The organism is Kitasatospora sp. NPDC054939 (assembly GCF_053610105.1).
Genome location: NZ_JBSGXP010000021.1, coordinates 57,202 through 72,949, shown reverse-complemented (window position 1 = coordinate 72,949; position 15,748 = coordinate 57,202). Strand labels below are relative to the sequence as shown.

10 protein-coding genes and 1 pseudogene are annotated in these 15,748 nt (G+C 74.8%); 6 read left to right on the top strand and 5 right to left on the bottom strand.

The genetic code is table 11. From position 1 onward, the window contains the following. Nucleotides 1–334 (bottom strand): YbaK/EbsC family protein (locus ACWGB8_RS09200; protein ID WP_452211765.1); only part of this gene is annotated, 334 nt, incomplete at its 3' end. A gap of 191 nt (nucleotides 335–525) precedes the next feature. Here ACWGB8_RS09200 and ACWGB8_RS09195 point away from each other — a divergent pair. From ACWGB8_RS09195 to ACWGB8_RS09175, 5 genes are all read left to right on the top strand, one after another. Beyond that, nucleotides 526–3,741: a nitrate- and nitrite sensing domain-containing protein gene (locus ACWGB8_RS09195; protein WP_452211763.1), complete on the top strand. Its 3,216-nt coding sequence runs from the start codon at nucleotides 526–528 to the stop codon at nucleotides 3,739–3,741. Further along, complete coding sequence (locus tag ACWGB8_RS09190) at nucleotides 3,741–4,172, top strand: roadblock/LC7 domain-containing protein (RefSeq protein ID WP_452211761.1); 432 nt, start codon at nucleotides 3,741–3,743, stop codon at nucleotides 4,170–4,172. The genes ACWGB8_RS09195 and ACWGB8_RS09190 overlap by 1 nt, the downstream gene beginning before the upstream one ends. A gap of 106 nt (nucleotides 4,173–4,278) precedes the next feature. After that, nucleotides 4,279–4,647: a DUF742 domain-containing protein gene (locus ACWGB8_RS09185; RefSeq protein ID WP_452211770.1), complete on the top strand. Its 369-nt coding sequence runs from the start codon at nucleotides 4,279–4,281 to the stop codon at nucleotides 4,645–4,647. A 5-nt stretch (nucleotides 4,648–4,652) separates the two neighbouring features. Continuing rightward, nucleotides 4,653–5,342: a GTP-binding protein gene (locus ACWGB8_RS09180; protein WP_452211759.1), complete on the top strand. Its 690-nt coding sequence runs from the start codon at nucleotides 4,653–4,655 to the stop codon at nucleotides 5,340–5,342. A 181-nt stretch (nucleotides 5,343–5,523) separates the two neighbouring features. Continuing rightward, nucleotides 5,524–6,657 carry an FAD-dependent monooxygenase gene (locus tag ACWGB8_RS09175; protein ID WP_452211757.1) on the top strand — a complete coding sequence of 378 codons (1,134 nt, stop codon included), beginning with the start codon at nucleotides 5,524–5,526 and terminating at the stop codon, nucleotides 6,655–6,657. Between the two features lie 64 nt (nucleotides 6,658–6,721). Here the strand turns inward: ACWGB8_RS09175 and ACWGB8_RS09170 are convergent, their stop codons facing one another. The 3 genes and pseudogenes from ACWGB8_RS09170 to ACWGB8_RS09160 form a co-directional block, all read right to left on the bottom strand. Then, nucleotides 6,722–7,621, bottom strand: a complete 900-nt coding sequence (locus ACWGB8_RS09170; RefSeq protein ID WP_452211755.1) for a leucyl/phenylalanyl-tRNA--protein transferase — start codon at nucleotides 7,619–7,621, stop codon at nucleotides 6,722–6,724. Then, nucleotides 7,618–10,839 (bottom strand): amino acid adenylation domain-containing protein, encoded by a 3,222-nt coding sequence (locus ACWGB8_RS09165; RefSeq protein ID WP_452211768.1) that lies wholly within the window; start codon nucleotides 10,837–10,839, stop codon nucleotides 7,618–7,620. Before ACWGB8_RS09165 ends, ACWGB8_RS09170 begins: the two co-directional genes overlap by 4 nt. A gap of 210 nt (nucleotides 10,840–11,049) precedes the next feature. Next, nucleotides 11,050–11,175 (bottom strand): annotated as a pseudogene (locus ACWGB8_RS09160) (MbtH family NRPS accessory protein); the annotation flags it as partial. A gap of 308 nt (nucleotides 11,176–11,483) precedes the next feature. Here ACWGB8_RS09160 and ACWGB8_RS09155 point away from each other — a divergent pair. After that, nucleotides 11,484–14,630: a putative bifunctional diguanylate cyclase/phosphodiesterase gene (locus tag ACWGB8_RS09155; RefSeq protein ID WP_452211753.1), complete on the top strand. Its 3,147-nt coding sequence runs from the start codon at nucleotides 11,484–11,486 to the stop codon at nucleotides 14,628–14,630. A 53-nt stretch (nucleotides 14,631–14,683) separates the two neighbouring features. Here the strand turns inward: ACWGB8_RS09155 and ACWGB8_RS09150 are convergent, their stop codons facing one another. Beyond that, nucleotides 14,684–15,652, bottom strand: a complete 969-nt coding sequence (locus tag ACWGB8_RS09150; protein WP_452211751.1) for a DUF4331 family protein — start codon at nucleotides 15,650–15,652, stop codon at nucleotides 14,684–14,686. Between the last annotated feature and the right edge of the window lie 96 nt (nucleotides 15,653–15,748).

Here is a 15,748-nt window from a genome sequence, read left to right as displayed (position 1 = left end):
CCCGGAGCGCCGGCCTGCGGGCCCGCCCCCTGTGGGCCACGGGACGACGGCCGCCTCCTGGCGAGGGGGCGACGGCCGCCTCCGTGCCGCCGGTCAGTCCCAGCAGCTCCGGGTAGGTCATCGGCACCACCGTGTGCGGGTGGCCGGCCGCCGCCCAGAGCAGGGGGTGGTCGGCGAGCGCGGTGTCCACGACGGTGCGCAGCGGGGAGGGGTGGCCGGTGGGGGCGACGCCGCCGATGGCCTGCCCGGTCGCCTCGCGGGCCAGGGCGGCGGTGGCGCGTTCGATCGGCCCGTACCGGGCAGGCCACGTCGAAGCCCTTCCCGGTCTTCTCACATTCCGGACACAGAACCCGGCCGCGGTTCCACCGGCCCCCTGCGGCGCCCTGCCGACCTGCGCCGATGCCGGTCGGCCCGGGCCGGGGCCGTGGTTCGACGGCCAACGGTTAACGCCACTGTGACAACGTGTCAAGGCTGTGTGTGCATACCGTCCAGAGAGCGAGCAGGCTTTCACGCCAATCACACGGTATGACTAGTATCGCCTCGTCAAAAGCTCGTGTTCCCGGACGGCTCGGCCTCGAACGGTCGGCCTCCAGTCCCAAGGAGTCAGCTCTGCGCGCGCGTGCGAATCGGCGGCCCCCGACGCCGAAGACCCCCCGCAGGCGTCCGCGCCTGTCCCTGCGGACGGCGCTGCTCGTCCTGGCCGTCGTCCCCGGCATCGCCCTCGCCTCCCTCTGGGCGGTGACCAGCGGTCAGACCTTCCTCGACTTCCAGCGCCAGGCCGGTCAGGGCCTGCTCGCGCAGAAGGCCGGGCAGCCGTCGAACATCGTGTACTACAACCTGCAGGAGGAGCGGCGGCTCAGTGCCGAGGCGCTCGCCCGGCCCGGCAGCGTCACCGACGCGCTGCGCCGCCAGCGGCAGTTGACCGACGACGCGGTCCGCGTGTTCCAGACACTCTCCGGCGAGACCGCCGACAGCGCCCCCGCCGAGGTGCGCACCGCGGTCGCCGAGGCGCGCAGGGCCATGGGGCAACTGGCCGAGCAGCGGGCCGCCGTCGACCGCGCGGCGATCGACCAGCAGGCGCTGTTCACCTTCTACACCGATCTGATCGCCGTCGACCTGCGGCTGTTCACCGCGCTCAGCCACGTCGACAACGGCGAGGTCACCTGGATCTCCAAGACTCTGGTCGACGCCTTCTGGGCGAAGGAGATGCTGGCCCGCGAGGACGCCGTCCTGGCCCGCGGCTGGCCCTCCGGGCGGCTGGCCGTGGCGGACCTCCAGCAGGTCCAGCAGGCGATCGGCGCGCAGAACCACCTGTTCTCGGTGAAGGTCGCCCCATACGTGCCGACCGCCGAGGCGCCGGTGTGGCGCGCGCTCATGGACTCCCCCGCCTGGCAGGCGAAGGCCGCCGTCGAGCAGCAACTGCTCCGGCCGACCGCGCCCGAGCCGAACGGCACCGTCAAGCTGCCGCCGGCGCAGGAGCAGTGGCGCCAGGCGATCGACCAGCTCAACCCGGCCCTGGTGAAGGCCATCGAGCAGCGCACCGAGGGCGTCGTCGAGGTCGGCAAGGGCTCGATCATCGCGCTGCTGGTCAAGGTCGCGGTGACCTCGCTGGTCGGCCTGGCCGCGGTCGTCGCGGTGGTCCTCACCACCTGGCGGCTGACCCGCTCGCTGCGCCGGCGGATCCGCGAACTGCAGACCCAGGCCGAGGAGCTGGAGCGCACCCTGCCCGAGGTCGTGGAGCGGCTGGGCCGCGGCGAACAGGTCGACGTCGAGGCGGAGACCCGGGCCATCACCACCGGCGCCTCCGCCTCCACCTCCGGCAGCGACGAGATCGACCGGCTCGGCCAGGCCCTCAACCTGGCCCGGACCTCCGCCCTGGAGACCGCCGTCCGGCAGGCCGAGCAGCACCGCGGCTTCGAACGGCTGCTGCAGCGCATCGCCCGGCGCACCCAGCTGCTGATCGGCCAGCAGCTGCGCCGACTGGACGAGTTGGAGCGCAAGCACGAGGACCCGGAGGTCCTGGAGGGCCTGTTCGACCTCGACCACCTCACCGCCCGGCTGCGCCGCTACGAGGAGAACCTGGTCATCCTGGCCGGCGGCCAGCCGCAGCGCCGCTGGCGCAAGCCGGTGCCGCTGCTGGACGTGCTGCGCGCCGCCCAGGGCGAGGTGCAGGACTACCGGCGGATCATGCTGGACGTCGAGGGCCACCCGTGGCTCAACGAGCGGGCGGTCGGCCCGGTCGCCCACGTGATCGCCGAGCTGATGGAGAACGCGGCGACCTTCTCCAAGCCGCCCACGCCGGTCGAGGTCCGCGCCGCGATGGTCGGGCGGGGCCTGGCGGTGGAGATCGAGGACCGCGGGCTCGGCATGGACCCCGCGCAGTACGACGCCGCGAACGAGCTGATGAGCCGCCCGCCCCGGACCGACGTGCTGGCCCGGGCGGACGACATCCGGCTCGGCTTCTACGTGGTCGCCCGCCTCGCCGCCAACGCCGGGCTGCGGGTGGAGTTCCGGCCGTCGGCCTTCGGCGGCACCCGGGCGGTCGTGCTGATCCCCGCCGAGCTGGTGATCGACGGCGACGCCGGACTGCCGGACGCCACCCCGGTCGAGCCGATCCCGCTGGCCGTCCGCCGGCGCCGGACGCTGCTGGCCGACCCCGGCGACCCGGCCGACCCGGTTGCCCCGGCCGCCGTCGCCGGGGGCGCCGCCTACGACGTCTCCTCCGTCGGGGACGCCCCGGAGCCGGCCCCGGCCGTCGGAGCACCGGACACGACCGGTGCGACCGGCATCGCCGGCACGGCAGGCACCGCGGGCACGGTGGGCACGGTGGGCACGACCGGCGCCACCGGCCCGACCCCCGGACCGGACGAGGCCGCCGTGCCCCGCCCCCGACCCGTGCCCGCCGGGGCCGACGAGCCCGACGACGTGCCCGACCGCCCGTCCGTCTTCGAGCCGACCGCCGCCGCGGCCCGTTCGCAGGCCCAGTACACGGCCCACCAGGAGTACGCGGACTACGAGCCCGTCGAGTATCTGGAACCCGCCGAGCCTGCCCAGCCGCTGCGCCACGACCAGGCGGACGGACCGGACACCACCCCCGGGAGGCCGGTCCACCCGGACTTCCCGGTGTTCCCGGACATCGCCTACGCCCGGGTGGCGCCGGTCGAGCGGCCCGCCGGACGGCCCGCCGAGCCGCCGATCGACCACGCGGGCGGCCAGCCCCCGCTGCCGCAGCGGATCCGCCAGGCCAGCCTGGCCGCCGAGCTGCGCCTGCCCCCGCAGCCCGCGCACGGCGGCCGGCCCGTCGGACCGTACGGCGCGCAGCCCCACGGCACCGGCCCGTACGGCGCCGGCCCGCACGGAGGCGAGCAGTACGGCACCGGCGCGTACGGCACCGGCGCGTCCGACGACCGCTCCGGCGGCAGCCCGTCCGCCGGGTCCGCGTTCCGGAGCCCGGCCGCGCCGCACCGCTCGGGCGCCGCGATCGGTGCCTTCCAACGGCAGTCCCGGGCCGCCCGCGGCCTCGGCGACCGCGACACCCTGCACGGCCCCCTGCCGCGCGACCCGCAGCCCGGCTCCGACGCCGCCCCGGCCCCGTCCCCGAGCGACTTCCGCTCCCCCGACCACCGCTCCCCCGGCCCCCACCCCGCCGGTCCGATCGACCCGCAGGCCCCCGCACCGGGCCACGCCCCCTGGGCCCTGCCCGGCCCGGACTCCCGAACCCCTAGGACGGATGACCAGTGATGACCCGCACGATCGCCACCCACCAGGACCTGGACTGGCTGCTGGACGGACTCGTCGACTCGGTGTCCGGGACCAGAAGTGCCGTCCTGCTCTCCGACGACGGCCTGGTCGTCAGCCACTCCCGCAGCATCGAACGGGCGGACGCCGAGCGGCTGGCGGCGGTGGCCACCGGCCAGCAGAGTCTGGCCCGCGGCGTCGGCCAGCTCTTCGACGGCGGGCCGGTGCACCAGGTGATCGTGGAGCTGGCGGAGGTCTGGCTGTTCGTCATCGCCGCCGCCCAGGGCACCCACCTCGCGGTGGTGGCCTCCCAGGAGGTCGACGCCGAGGTGATGTCGGTCGCCATGCACACCCTGGTCCAGCAGGTCGGCCAGAAGCTGAGCACCCCGGTCCGCAGCGAGTTCGACGCCTTCGCCGCCCGGAACCGGGGCTGAGCAGGCCGTGGATCCCCACTGGAGCGATCCCGTACCGCCCTGGCGCGGGCCGGCACCGCACTGGAGCGAGGCGCAGGACGAGGACGGGGACGACGGCGCCGGAACGATGGTGCGCCCGTACACGATCACCCGGGGCCGGACGGCGCCCGAGCGCGACGACCTCACCCTGATCACCCTGCTCACCACCGTCGTGGACGGGGCCCGGCCGGCCCCGGGCCGCGGCACCCGGCCGGGCCCGCGCGGGCTCCAGCCGGAGCACCGAACGATCCTGGACCGCTGCCGCCTCCCGACCGCCGTCGCGGAGGTGGCGGCCGACCTGGACCTGCCGGTCTCGGTCACCAAGATCCTGGTCGGTGACCTGATCTCCCAGGGTCTGCTGCAGGCCCGGGCGCCGCTGTCGGTGGCCCGGGCCTCCGGGGGCGGCGTGGACCTCGGGCTGCTCGCAGCCGTACGCGAAGGACTCCGGAGACTCTGACACCCATGGCACACAGCACCGCACCGTCGGCCGCCCACTCCAACTCCCCCGCCGGTGCCCGCGACGACGCGCACACCGGCGCCCGTTCCGAGCTCCCTCCCCACCCCGGGTACGGCGGGGGCGGGCCCACCCCGCCCGCCGCGCCCGTCGCGCCCGCCGCCGTCAAGATCCTCATCGCCGGCGGCTTCGGCGTCGGCAAGACGACCCTGGTCGGCTCGGTCAGCGAGGTCGCCCCGCTGCGCACCGAGGAGTACCTGACCCGCGCCGGTATCGGCGTGGACGACCTGTCCGGCGTGGACCAGAAGGACACCACGACCGTCGCCCTGGACTTCGGCCGGATCACGGTCAGCCCGGAGCTGGTGGTCTACCTGTTCGGCACGCCCGGGCAGGAGCGCTTCTGGTTCATGTGGAACGACCTGGTCAACGGCGCGCTGGGCGGCATCGTCATCGCCGACACCCGCCGTCTGGACACCAGCTTCGCCTCGATCGACTTCTTCGAGAGCCGGGGCATCCCGTTCGTCGTCGCCATCAACTGCTTCCACGGACAGAACACCCGGACCCCGCAGGAGATCCGGACCGCCCTCGACCTGGACCCGCAGGTGCCGATGCTGCTCGGCGACGTCCGCGACCGCGCCTACGGCCGCGACCTGCTGCTCGCCCTGGTCGACCACCTGATGGAGTCGGCGTCCGCCTGACGGCCCGCCGGCCCCGCACCCCGGCACGTCGGTGCCACCCGGCGCCGAAGCGGCCCGGCAGCACAGCGACCCGGCAGCGCATCGATCTGACGCCACGGCAACCCGGCCGCCCGGTGACCGGGTTCCGCACCACCCCGATCCGCCCCCCCCGCGGCCCCGTACGACCCCTGGAGAGAAGCACATGACCCCACCCCTGAGCGTCCTGGTCCACGGCGGCGGCATCGGCGGCCTCACCCTGGCCACCGCCCTGGCCCGGCGCGGCCACCGGGTCGAGGTGGCCGAGGTGCGCGGCGAGCTCGACGCGCTCGGCGTCGGCATCGTCCAGCCGTCCAACGCGCTGCACGTGATGGCCGAACTCGGCCTGCTGGACGCCTGCCTGGCGGCCGGCTTCGAGTGGGAGGTGCTCACCGTCTGCGACCCGTCCGGCGGCGTGCTCGCCAAGATCCCACAGCCCCGGATGGGCGACGCGCCGCCGGCCAACGGCATCCCCCGCCCCGCGCTGGCCGCGGTGCTCGGCGACGCGGCCCGCGCGGCCGGCGCCGCGATCCGCTTCGGCGCCACCGTCACCGGACTCACCGACGACGGGCCGGGGGTGGACGTCGCCCTCTCCGACGGCCACCGGGCCCGCTACGACCTGGTGGTGGGCTTCGACGGGATCGGCTCGCCGCTGCGCCGCCGGCTGTACGGCGAGGCGTACGCGCCCGAGTACACCGGTTTCGCCAACTGGCGGGTGACGCTGCCGCGGCTGCCCGAGGTGCAGGGCGTGGTGATGAGCGCCGGCAACCTCAGGGCGAAGGCACTGCTCACCCCGATCACCGGCGAACTCATGTACCTGGGCTCGGTGTTCGCCGAGGCGGAGGACTTCCGACCGGACCCGGAGCGCGCCCACGAGCAGTTGGCGGAGCGGCTGGCCGGTTTCTGCGGCCCGATCGCCGAGGCGCTGGCGCAGGTGACCGACCCGGCCGCGGTGGTGTACTCGCGGATCTCCCAGGTGACCGTCGAGGCGCCCTGGCACGTCGGCCGGGTGGTGCTGGCCGGCGACGCCGCCCACGCCTCCACCCCGCACCTCGCCCAGGGCGCGGCGATGGCCGTCGAGGACGCCCTGGTGCTCGCGCTGTCGCTGGACGAGCACGCCGAGGTGCCGGCCGCGCTGGCCGCCTGGGAGGCCCGCCGCCGCCCGCGCGCCCTCTGGGTGCAGGCCCTCTCCCGGGCGGTCCTCAAGCAGGAGACCGGCACCCCGACCACCCCGGAGGAGGACCAGCTCCTGAAGGTCGGCATCCCCGGCGCCGCCCACGTCCTGGTCCGGCCGTACTAGGACGCGCCACGGCCGCACCGGGCCTAACGAACCGGGCCCGGGCCGGCCGCGGACCGGCGCGCCCTCAGATGTACCAGCGGTCGGCTTCCGGTCGGCCCGCGGTACGCACGGCCAGGCGCCGTGCGGGCTGCGGCGCGAGCGGGAGCCGACCCGCGGTCGGCGCGGGGCCGTCGCGGCGGAGGCCGTCGGGCGGGTCGGTCGGTTCGGTCGGTTCGGGCGGGCCCGATGCGTACGGTCCGGCGGGGGCGGCGAGTCGGGCCAGGTAGCGGGCCCGCGGGACGGGCACGGCGCCGAGGCTGCGGATGTGCGGGCCGTCCCACTGGGCGTCCAGCAGGCTCCCGCCGGCGTCGGTGAAGCGGCGGGCGAGGTCGGCGACCGCCACCCGGGCGGCGTCGGAGCGGCGGTGGAACATCGAGTCCAGGCTGAGCGCCGGGCCCGCGCTGACGCCGAAGACGCCGCCGATCAGCTCCTCGCCGTCCCACACCTCGGCGCTGTGGGCGGCGCCCCGCCGGTGCAGCTCGACCAGCGAGGCGCGCAACTCGACGGTCAGCCAATGCTGTTGGCGTCCGGCGGCGCAGGCCTCGACGACCTGCTCGAAGGCCCGGTCGGCGGTGGTCCACCAGTCCAGCCGGTTGCGCAGCCGGCGGGCGAGGTGGCTGCCGAGTCGGACGCCGCCCGGGGCGAGGACCGGCCGGGGGTCGGGCGACCACCAGGCGAGCGCGTAGGGGTCGTCGTCGGCCGCCGGGCCGGGCAGGACCGGGGCGTCCTCGTAGCGGGCCTCGTTGAAGGCGCTCGCGTACGGATCGGGGGCGGGCATCGGGAACAGCCCGCTGCGGTACGCGGCGAGCAGGGTCTCCGGGGCGAGGCCGGCCCCGAAGGCCACCGGCCCGTCCCCGGGCGCCCCGCGGAGGTCCAGCCCGGCGAACGGTCCCCGGTCGAACGGTCCCCGGTCGGCCGCGCTCACCGCCGGCCCGCCCCCTCCGGCGCGGCCACGAAGCCGGACTCGGTGAGCTGCCCGATGTAGAGGTCGAGCAGGTCCTCGTCCACCGCCGGGAGGTCGATGCCGCTGCCGACCAGGGCCCGTTCGGTGTTGGAGCGGTCGAAGAGCGGGAAGGTCGGGCGGAAGTACATCTCGCTGATGGACAGTTCGGTGCCCGGGCAGCGGTCGACGAAGAGCGGGACGAACGGCGTGATCGGGTGGGTGGGGTGCCGGGCGGCGAACCGGACCAGCCCCTGCACCCATTCCCCGTACGGGAGTTCGTCCACCGGGTAGCCGTGCACCCGGAGCCGTTCGGCGAGGTCGCCGAGCAGTGCGGGCCGGGGGCTGGTGATGTGGTAGACCTCGCCGGCCGCGGGGGCGTGCGCCGCGATGTGGGCGACGGCCCGGCTGAACCGGTCGGCGGGCACGAAGTCCAGCTGCAGCCGGACGTCCGGGCATGTCCCGCTCTCCGCCACGTACTTGATGAGTGCACACATCTCCGTGCCGGTGTTCATCACCCCGCCGGCGAGGTCCCCGGTGACGTCGTTGGTGCGCAGCACCGTCACCGGCAGGCCGGCCGCCGCCGCGTTGTGTAGCAGCTGCTCGGCGACCCACTTGCTCTCCACGTACCCGACGGCGAGCTTGTCGGCGTGGGCGAGCGGGGTGCGTTCGCTGACCTCGCCGATGCCCGCCGGGCCGAACCCGGCGAGCACGGCGAGGCTGGAGAGGTAGTGCACCGGGATGCCGCGCGAGTGCCCGGCGAGGCGGACGATCTCGCGGGTGCCGCCGACGTTGGCGGCGCGCAACTGGTGGTACGGGTAGATGAAGTTGACCTGGCCGCCGAGGTGGTGGATGGCGTCGAGGCCGCCCGCCAGTTCCTCGAAGCGGTGCTGGGTGAGACCGAGCAGCGGCGCGGTGAGGTCGCCGACGAGTGGCACCACCCGGCTGTCGGCCAGGTCGTGGCGCAGGAAGCGCTGCTGGGCGGCGCGGATCCGTTCGAGGGCGTGCTCCTCGTCGGGCGCGCGGACCAGGCAGTGGATGCGGGCGCCGGTGGTGTCGAGCAGGGCCTGCAGCAGGTGGGCGCCGCAGAAGCCGGTGGCGCCGGTGAGCAGGATCTCGGCGGGTTCGGCCCGGGAGGGCGCGGGCTGCCAGGACAGCCGTACGGGGGTGCCGAGTTCGGCCTCGGCGGCCCAGTCGGTGACGCCGCCCGACTCGCCCGACTCGCCCGGCAGGCCCGTCGAGCCGTTCGGGCCGCCGACGGCGGCAGCGTCCGGCCCGTCGATCCCGGCCGGCCCGTCCACCGCGGTCCCGTCCGCCGCCCCCGTGCCGTCCGCCGCACCCGGCAGGCTGCCCGCCGACCGGGCGGCGCGGGTGGCGGCGGCGAAGGCGCGCAGGGTGGCGTCGCGCAGCAGCGAACGGGTGAGGAAGCGGATCCGGGTGACGTCGACGCCGAACATAATCCGGGCCCGGGCGATCATCTCCATGGCGAGCAGCGAGTTGCCGCCGAGCGCGAAGAAGTCGTCGTCGGGGCGGACCTCGTCGACGCCGAGCAGTTCGGACCAGAGCTGGGCGACCCCGTTCTCCACCGCGCCGTTGCCGGGTTCGCCCGCCCGGGGCGGCGGCTTCTCACCGGGCCGGCGCGGGCCCTCGCCGTCCGGGGGCCGGTCCGCGCCGTCGCGCCGGTCGCGGCGCTGCAGCTGCGGCTGGGCGGCGGACAGCCGGCGCCGGTCGATCTTGCCGGCCGGGGTCAGCGGCATACTCTCCAGCAGGACGAAGTCGGTCGGCACCATGAAGTCCGGCAGCCGGTCCGCCAGGTACTCACGGATGCCGGAGCGCCGGGCCCGGGGGCCGGAGCCGCTGCCGCGGTCGACGAGCGTGTAGTACGCCGTGAGCACGTGGTCGCCGTCCGCGGCCCCCGTCCGGGCGTCCGCGGCGACCCGGGCGAGCCGCACGTCGGGATGGCCGGCCAGGACGGCCTCGATCTCGGTCGGGTCGACCCGGAAGCCGCGCACCTTGACCTGGTCGTCGAAGCGGCCGAGCAGCTCCAGGTTGCCGTCCGCCCGCCAGCGCCCGGCGTCCCCGGTGCGGTACATCCGCTCGCCGGGCGCCGACGCGTACGGGTCGGGCAGGAAGGTCTCCGCGGTGAGGACGGGCTGGCGCCAGTAGCCGCGGGCCAGACCGGGCCCGCCGAGGTAGATCTCGCCCTTCTCGCCGGGCCGGACCGGGGAGAGCCGCCGGTCCAGGACGTGCACCCGGACGCCCGGCAGCGGTTTGCCGATCGGCACCGGTGCCCCGGGGGTGCGCAGCAGGTCGGCGGTGATCTCGCCGAGGGTGGAGGTGACGGCGGCCTCGGTGACCCCGTACGCGTTGACCAGGCGCACCTCGGGCAGCCGGGCCAGGCAGGTGCGGCAGTCGTCGGCGTGCACGGTGTCGCCGCCGACGATCAGCAGCCGTAAGCCGTCCGGTGCGGGGCCGCCGTCGGGCAGCAGGGCGAGGACGTGGTGCCAGTAGGCGGGGGTGAGGTCGGCGACGGTCAGGCCGAGGCCGGGCATCCGGTGCACCAGTTCGGTGGGCGCCCAGGTCCGGCCGCCGCCCAGGACCAGGGTGGCGCCGGACAGCAGGGTGGCGAAGACCTGCTCCAGCGAGGTGTCGAAGCCGAGCGCGGCGAGTTGCAGGACCCGGTCCTCGGGGGTCAGCCGGTAGGCGTCGATCACCCGGGCGAGCGTGAAGGCCAGCGAGCGGTGGGTGACCGGCACGCCCTTGGGGGTCCCGGTGGTGCCGGAGGTGTAGATGAGGTACGCGAGGTCGTCCGGCCCGGCGGAGTCGGGCGGCGCGGGCCGGCCGGCGCCCTCGGTGACCTGCACCGTCCGCGGGAACCGGCCGGCCGCGGCCGAACAGGTGACGACCAGGGCGGCGCCGCAGTCCTCGACCAGCTGGGCGAGCCGGCGGTCCGGGTGGGCCGGGTCGAGCGGCAGGAACGCCGCACCGGCCTTGAGGACGGCCAGCCAGGCCACCGCGAGGTCGGCCCGGCGCTCCAGGCAGACCGGGACCACCTGCCCCGGGCCGGCGCCGTGCTCGCGGAGCACGGCCGCCAGGCCGTCGCTGCGCCCGTCGAGCTCCCGGTAGTCGAGCCGGCCGTCCTCGGCGAGCACGGCGAGGGCCTCCGGGTCCTGGGCCGCCCGCGTGCGGAAGAGCGCGTGCACGGTCCCGGCGGGGCCCGCACCGGGAGGCCCCGGGCGGGCCCCGTCCGGGTGCGCCGCAATGGGGTGCGCTTCGGCCGGGCGCGCCGCGTCGGGGTGCGCAGTGGCCGGATGTGCTGCGGCCGGGCGCCCAGCGGCCTGGTGCTCGGCGGCCGCGTGCGCCGCGGCCGGCGGCGGGCCGCCCGGCCCGGCCCAGACCCGGGCGACGAACTCCCGACACTCGGCGCGCGGGGCCGGTCCGAACACGCCCTGCCATCCGCCCGGGACGGTGGCACCGCCCGGCCAGATCGCATACTGACCGTCTTCGTTGCGCAGCACGACGTCACGCCCGGAATCCACATCCGTGCGTGCGCCCCGTGCGCTCTCTGGTGCATCGTCCACCGGTTTGACCTCATGCTGTGGCGGCAGAATGCTGGGAGGTACGGCAATTCCGACTATACGCACCCAAACCCCATTCCGACTCCCGAGTGCAGGCCCCCGGAACTCCCGGGCGGACAGCCGCCCCGGCCCCTCGCCGGACCCCCGGCCCTGGGCCGGTCCCCGACCGTCCCCCCGCCCGGACGGCCCCACTCCACCCCCCGTTCCACGACCCCTCGCCCGGTCCCCGCCCCCAGCGGCGCGGCGATGTCGCGGAGGAGGTAGCTTCCTTGACACGTCGGCGCCAACAGCTGATGGCCTGTTACCTGGTCTGGATGGCGGTCTTCACCACCATCTACTACCTCTACCCGAACCAGCGGATCATCTGGTGGACGGGCATCGGCCTCGGAGGCGTTGCCGCCATCGTGGTCGGGGTACGCCTCAACCACCCGGCACACGCCCGGTACTGGTACCTGCTCGCGCTCGCCAACTTCTGCTTCACCGCCGGCGAGGTCGTCCAGGTCATCCAGATGCAGTTCCTGGACCTGGGCAATCCGTTCCCCTCGGTCGCCGACGGCTTCTACCTCGCGGAGTACCTGCTGTACGCCGCAGGCGTGTTGGGGTTCATCCGCTGGCGGACCGCCCATCAGGACCGCGGCAGCCTGCTCGACGCGCTCATCCTCACCATGGGGCTCGCGCTGCTCGCCTGGATCTACCTGATCCTCCCGTACACCCGAAACCCCGACCTCACCTGGCTGCAGAAGTCGGTGGCCATCGCCTACCCGCTCGGCGACGTCGTCGTGCTCGCCCTGCTGCTGCGCCTGCTGGTGCCGCGCGGCGGCAAGAGCCGCTCCCTGCAACTGCTCACCGTCGGCACCATCGGCCTCCTGGCCTCCGACGTGCTGTACGGGCTGATCCAACTGCACGGCGACTGGCGCATCGGCACCCCCGTCGACCTCGGCTGGGCCGCGTTCTACACCGCCTGGGGCGCCGCCGCCCTGCACCCGTCGATGGTCCAGCTGACCAGACCCGTGCCCAGCCAGGGGCCCGACATCAGCCACGGGCGGCTGGCCCTGCTCGCGCTCGCCTCGCTCATCGCGCCCGGCATCCTCATCGTCGAGTCGATCAGCGGCAACACCAACAACGCCGGGGTCATCGGCGCCTTCTCGGCGATCCTGTTCCTGCTCGTCCTCGCCCGGCTGGCCGGCGTCGTCATCGCCCACCGGCAGGCCATCGCCCGCGAACGCGCCCTGCGCGAGGCCGGCGCCTCGCTCACCGCCGCCGTCAGCGTCGAGGAGGTCGCCGACGCCGTCCAGACCGCCGCCTCCACCCTGATGCCCGCCGAACCCGGCCACATCACCCTGCTCGCGGTCAGCGAGGGCGGCGTCCTGCACGTCCGGCACGCCGAACGCGGACCCTACGCGCACGCCCTCGGCGACAGCTCCGACGAGGTGCTCGCCCTCGCCGTCTACCGGGAGACCCGCTTACTCCCCGTCGAGGACATCGGCAGCGACCTCGCCCTGCGCCTCAACGGCATGCCCAGCGCCCTGCTCTGCCCGCTCACCCTCGCCGAACGCCCCTCCGGCGACCCGCTGATCGGCGCCCTCATCGTCACCGGCACCGAACAGGAGCTCACCGCCCTCTGGGGCTCCCTGGAGATCCTCGCCGCCCAGGCCGCCCTCGCCGTCGAACGCGTCATGCTGAGCCAGGAGGTCACCCGCCGCAACAGCGAGATGTACTTCCGCACCCTCGTCCAGAGCGCCAGCGACGTCATCCTCATCCTCAACGCCGACGACGGCGTCCGGTACGCCAGCTCCTCCGCCGAACGCGTCCTCGGCTACCCCGACCTCGCCGGCATCATGCTCACCGACCTCGTCCCGCCCGAGGACAGCCGGGCCGTCGGCGGCGCCCTCGCCCGGATGCGCACCCAGGAGCGCCCCGACGGCCAGCAGCGCGAGCACTGGCGGCTGCTGCGCCAGGACCGCAGCCCCATCGAGGCCGAGGTCCGCTGCAACGACCTGCGCGACGACCCGACCGTCGGCGGACTCGTGCTCACCCTGCGCGACGTCACCGAACAGCGCCAGATGGAGCGCGAACTCACCCACCGCGCCTTCCACGACTCGCTCACCGGCCTCGCCAACCGCGTCCTCTTCCAGGACCGCGTGGGCCACGCGCTCTCCCGCAGCGAGCGCAGCGGCGCCGTCACCGGGGTGCTCTTCATCGACCTCGACGACTTCAAGGTGGTCAACGACACCCAGGGCCACGCCGTCGGCGACGAACTGCTGGTCGCCGTCTCGCTCCGGGTCTCCACCGCACTGCGCACCTCCGACACCGCGGCCCGGCTGGGCGGCGACGAGTTCGCGGTCCTGGTCGAGGACGCCCTGCGCCCGGCCGACGTCGGCGCCACCGCGGACGCCGTGCTCACCGCCTTCACCGAACCGTTCAAACTCAGCGCCGGCGCCGTCCGGATCAGCGCCAGCATCGGCGTCGCCACCACCGAGGACAGCGTCGACGCGGCGGAACTGCTCACCCACGCCGACCTCGCGCTCTACTCCGCCAAGGCCGCGGGCAAGCGCCAGTGGTGCCACTACCAGCCGCAGCTGCAGGCCGGACTGGTGGAACGGCACGAACTGAACGAGAACCTCGACACCGCCATCGCCGAATCCAACTTCGCCCTCTACTACCAGCCGATCGTCGACCTGGCGAGCGGTGAACTCGTCGCCTTCGAGGCCCTCGTCCGCTGGCCGCACGACCGGCGCGGCATGGTCCTCCCCGACGAGTTCATCTCCCTCGCCGAGGAGAGCGGCCAGATCGTCCCGCTCGGCGCCTGGGTCCTCGAACGCGCCGCCCAGGAGGCCGCCTCCTGGCAGCGCCTCACCGGCCGCCCCCGGCTGCGCGTCAACGTCAACGTCTCCGCCCGCCAGTTCCGCGACGCCGGCTTCGTCGACGTCGTCCGCGGCGCCGTCGACACCTCCGGCATCGACCCCAGCCTGCTCGTCCTCGAACTCACCGAATCCGTCCTGATGCGCCGCGACGACCGGGTCCGCACCGACATGCGCATCCTCGGCGACCTCGGCGTCGGCATCGCCATCGACGACTTCGGGACGGGCTACTCCTCGCTCTCCTACCTGCGGGAGTTCCCGATCTCCATCCTGAAGATCGACAAGTCCTTCATCGACGGCCTCGGCGTCTCCCAGCAGCAGTACGCCCTCGTCGAGGGCATCACCCGGATCGCCGACACCCTCGGCGTCCAGGTCATCGCCGAGGGCATCGAGAACCCCGTCCAACGCGACCTCCTCGCCGCCATGGGCTGCCCCCTCGGCCAGGGCTACCTCTTCGCCCACCCCCTCACCGCCGACCAGGCCGGCGCCCTCGTCCGCGGCGACATCGACCTCGGCGGCCTACCCTCCGAGGAGTTCCGCCGCGCCGACCGCTGACGACGGTGGCCGCGCCGTACGGGTGGCCACCCCCACCCCTGCCCCACCGCTCCTCACCCCGTGCCGTGCGGGTGACCCAGGTGCGGGAAGGTCGGCAGCAGGTCGTCGTGCGGGGGGACGTGGCGGCCGGTGGGGGTGGCGCCGGTGAGCATGGTGAGGCGGGCCGTGACGACGTCGTCGACGAGCGTGCGTCCGTTGGGGTAGCCGGCCGGGCGTGCGCGGTCGTAGTGCAGGATGTCGGGCAGGACGAGCCCGAGCGTCTCGGTCGCCGCCTGCGTGGTGTACGCGCCGGTGCGCTGGAGGACCTCCGTCCACGCCTCATGGTGGCGCCGCCAGTCCTCGGCCGGTTCGCCCGCGCTGTACGCGTCCCGGGCCGCCTCCGGCTCGAAGTACTCGGTGAGCAGCGGGTGGGCGCCGCGGTCGACGGCGACGAGCCGCCCGTGCCGGCGGAGGCTGATCCGGGCCCAGATGCCGATGGTGGGCACCGGCCCGAGGTCGGTGTCGGGCACTTCGACGGCGACCGCGAAGACGTTCGCCGCGGCCAGGGAGTCCCGGCCGGTCCAGCGGTGGCCGTCGGCGAGTCCGTCGAGGTCGGCGAAGAAGGGGTCGCTGCGCAGTCCGGCGGAGACCCGGTAGCCGCCGGCCTCGACGATGTCGGGCGCGTCGCCGAAGGCCACCGGCACGTTGACGAGGATGCGGTCGCCGACGGGCTCGTGCTTCTGGGCCCCCACGCCGACGGCCCGGTGGACGGTGACGGTCTGGCCGCCGAGTTCGGGGTCGGAGAAGACGAAGCTGAAGGCGACGTCGGCCCGGTTGTCGCCGTCGTTGTCGATGTTGATCCGGTAGACCGCGTCGGGGTGGAAGCCGGGGTCGTGGGCGGTCGCGAAGGGGTGTACGTCCAGGACGAGGACGGTCCGGCCGGGCGCGTCGGTGCCGGGGAAGGCGAACACGTCGGCCAGCTGGAGCCGGGCGTCGCCGCGCGGGGTGCGGAGGCCGGGTGCGCGGAGGATGTGGTGGGACATGCGGTCCGTGGTAGCACCGGCGGTCCGTACCGGCCCGTACAACACCCGCCGGCACCCGGACGGATGCGCGGGGTACGCCGTTCGGCGGAGCATCCG

What these genes read in the sequence shown, in the direction of transcription:
- ACWGB8_RS09175 (WP_452211757.1), top strand. Translation starts at nt 5,524, where the DNA reads ATGACCCCACCCCTGAGCGTCCTGGTCCACGGCGGCGGCATCGGCGGC.
- ACWGB8_RS09195 (WP_452211763.1), top strand. Translation starts at nt 526, where the DNA reads ATGACTAGTATCGCCTCGTCAAAAGCTCGTGTTCCCGGACGGCTCGGC.
- ACWGB8_RS09190 (WP_452211761.1), top strand. Translation starts at nt 3,741, where the DNA reads ATGACCCGCACGATCGCCACCCACCAGGACCTGGACTGGCTGCTGGAC.
- ACWGB8_RS09185 (WP_452211770.1), top strand. Translation starts at nt 4,279, where the DNA reads ATGGTGCGCCCGTACACGATCACCCGGGGCCGGACGGCGCCCGAGCGC.
- ACWGB8_RS09150 (WP_452211751.1), bottom strand. Translation starts at nt 15,652, where the DNA reads ATGTCCCACCACATCCTCCGCGCACCCGGCCTCCGCACCCCGCGCGGC.
- ACWGB8_RS09180 (WP_452211759.1), top strand. Translation starts at nt 4,653, where the DNA reads ATGGCACACAGCACCGCACCGTCGGCCGCCCACTCCAACTCCCCCGCC.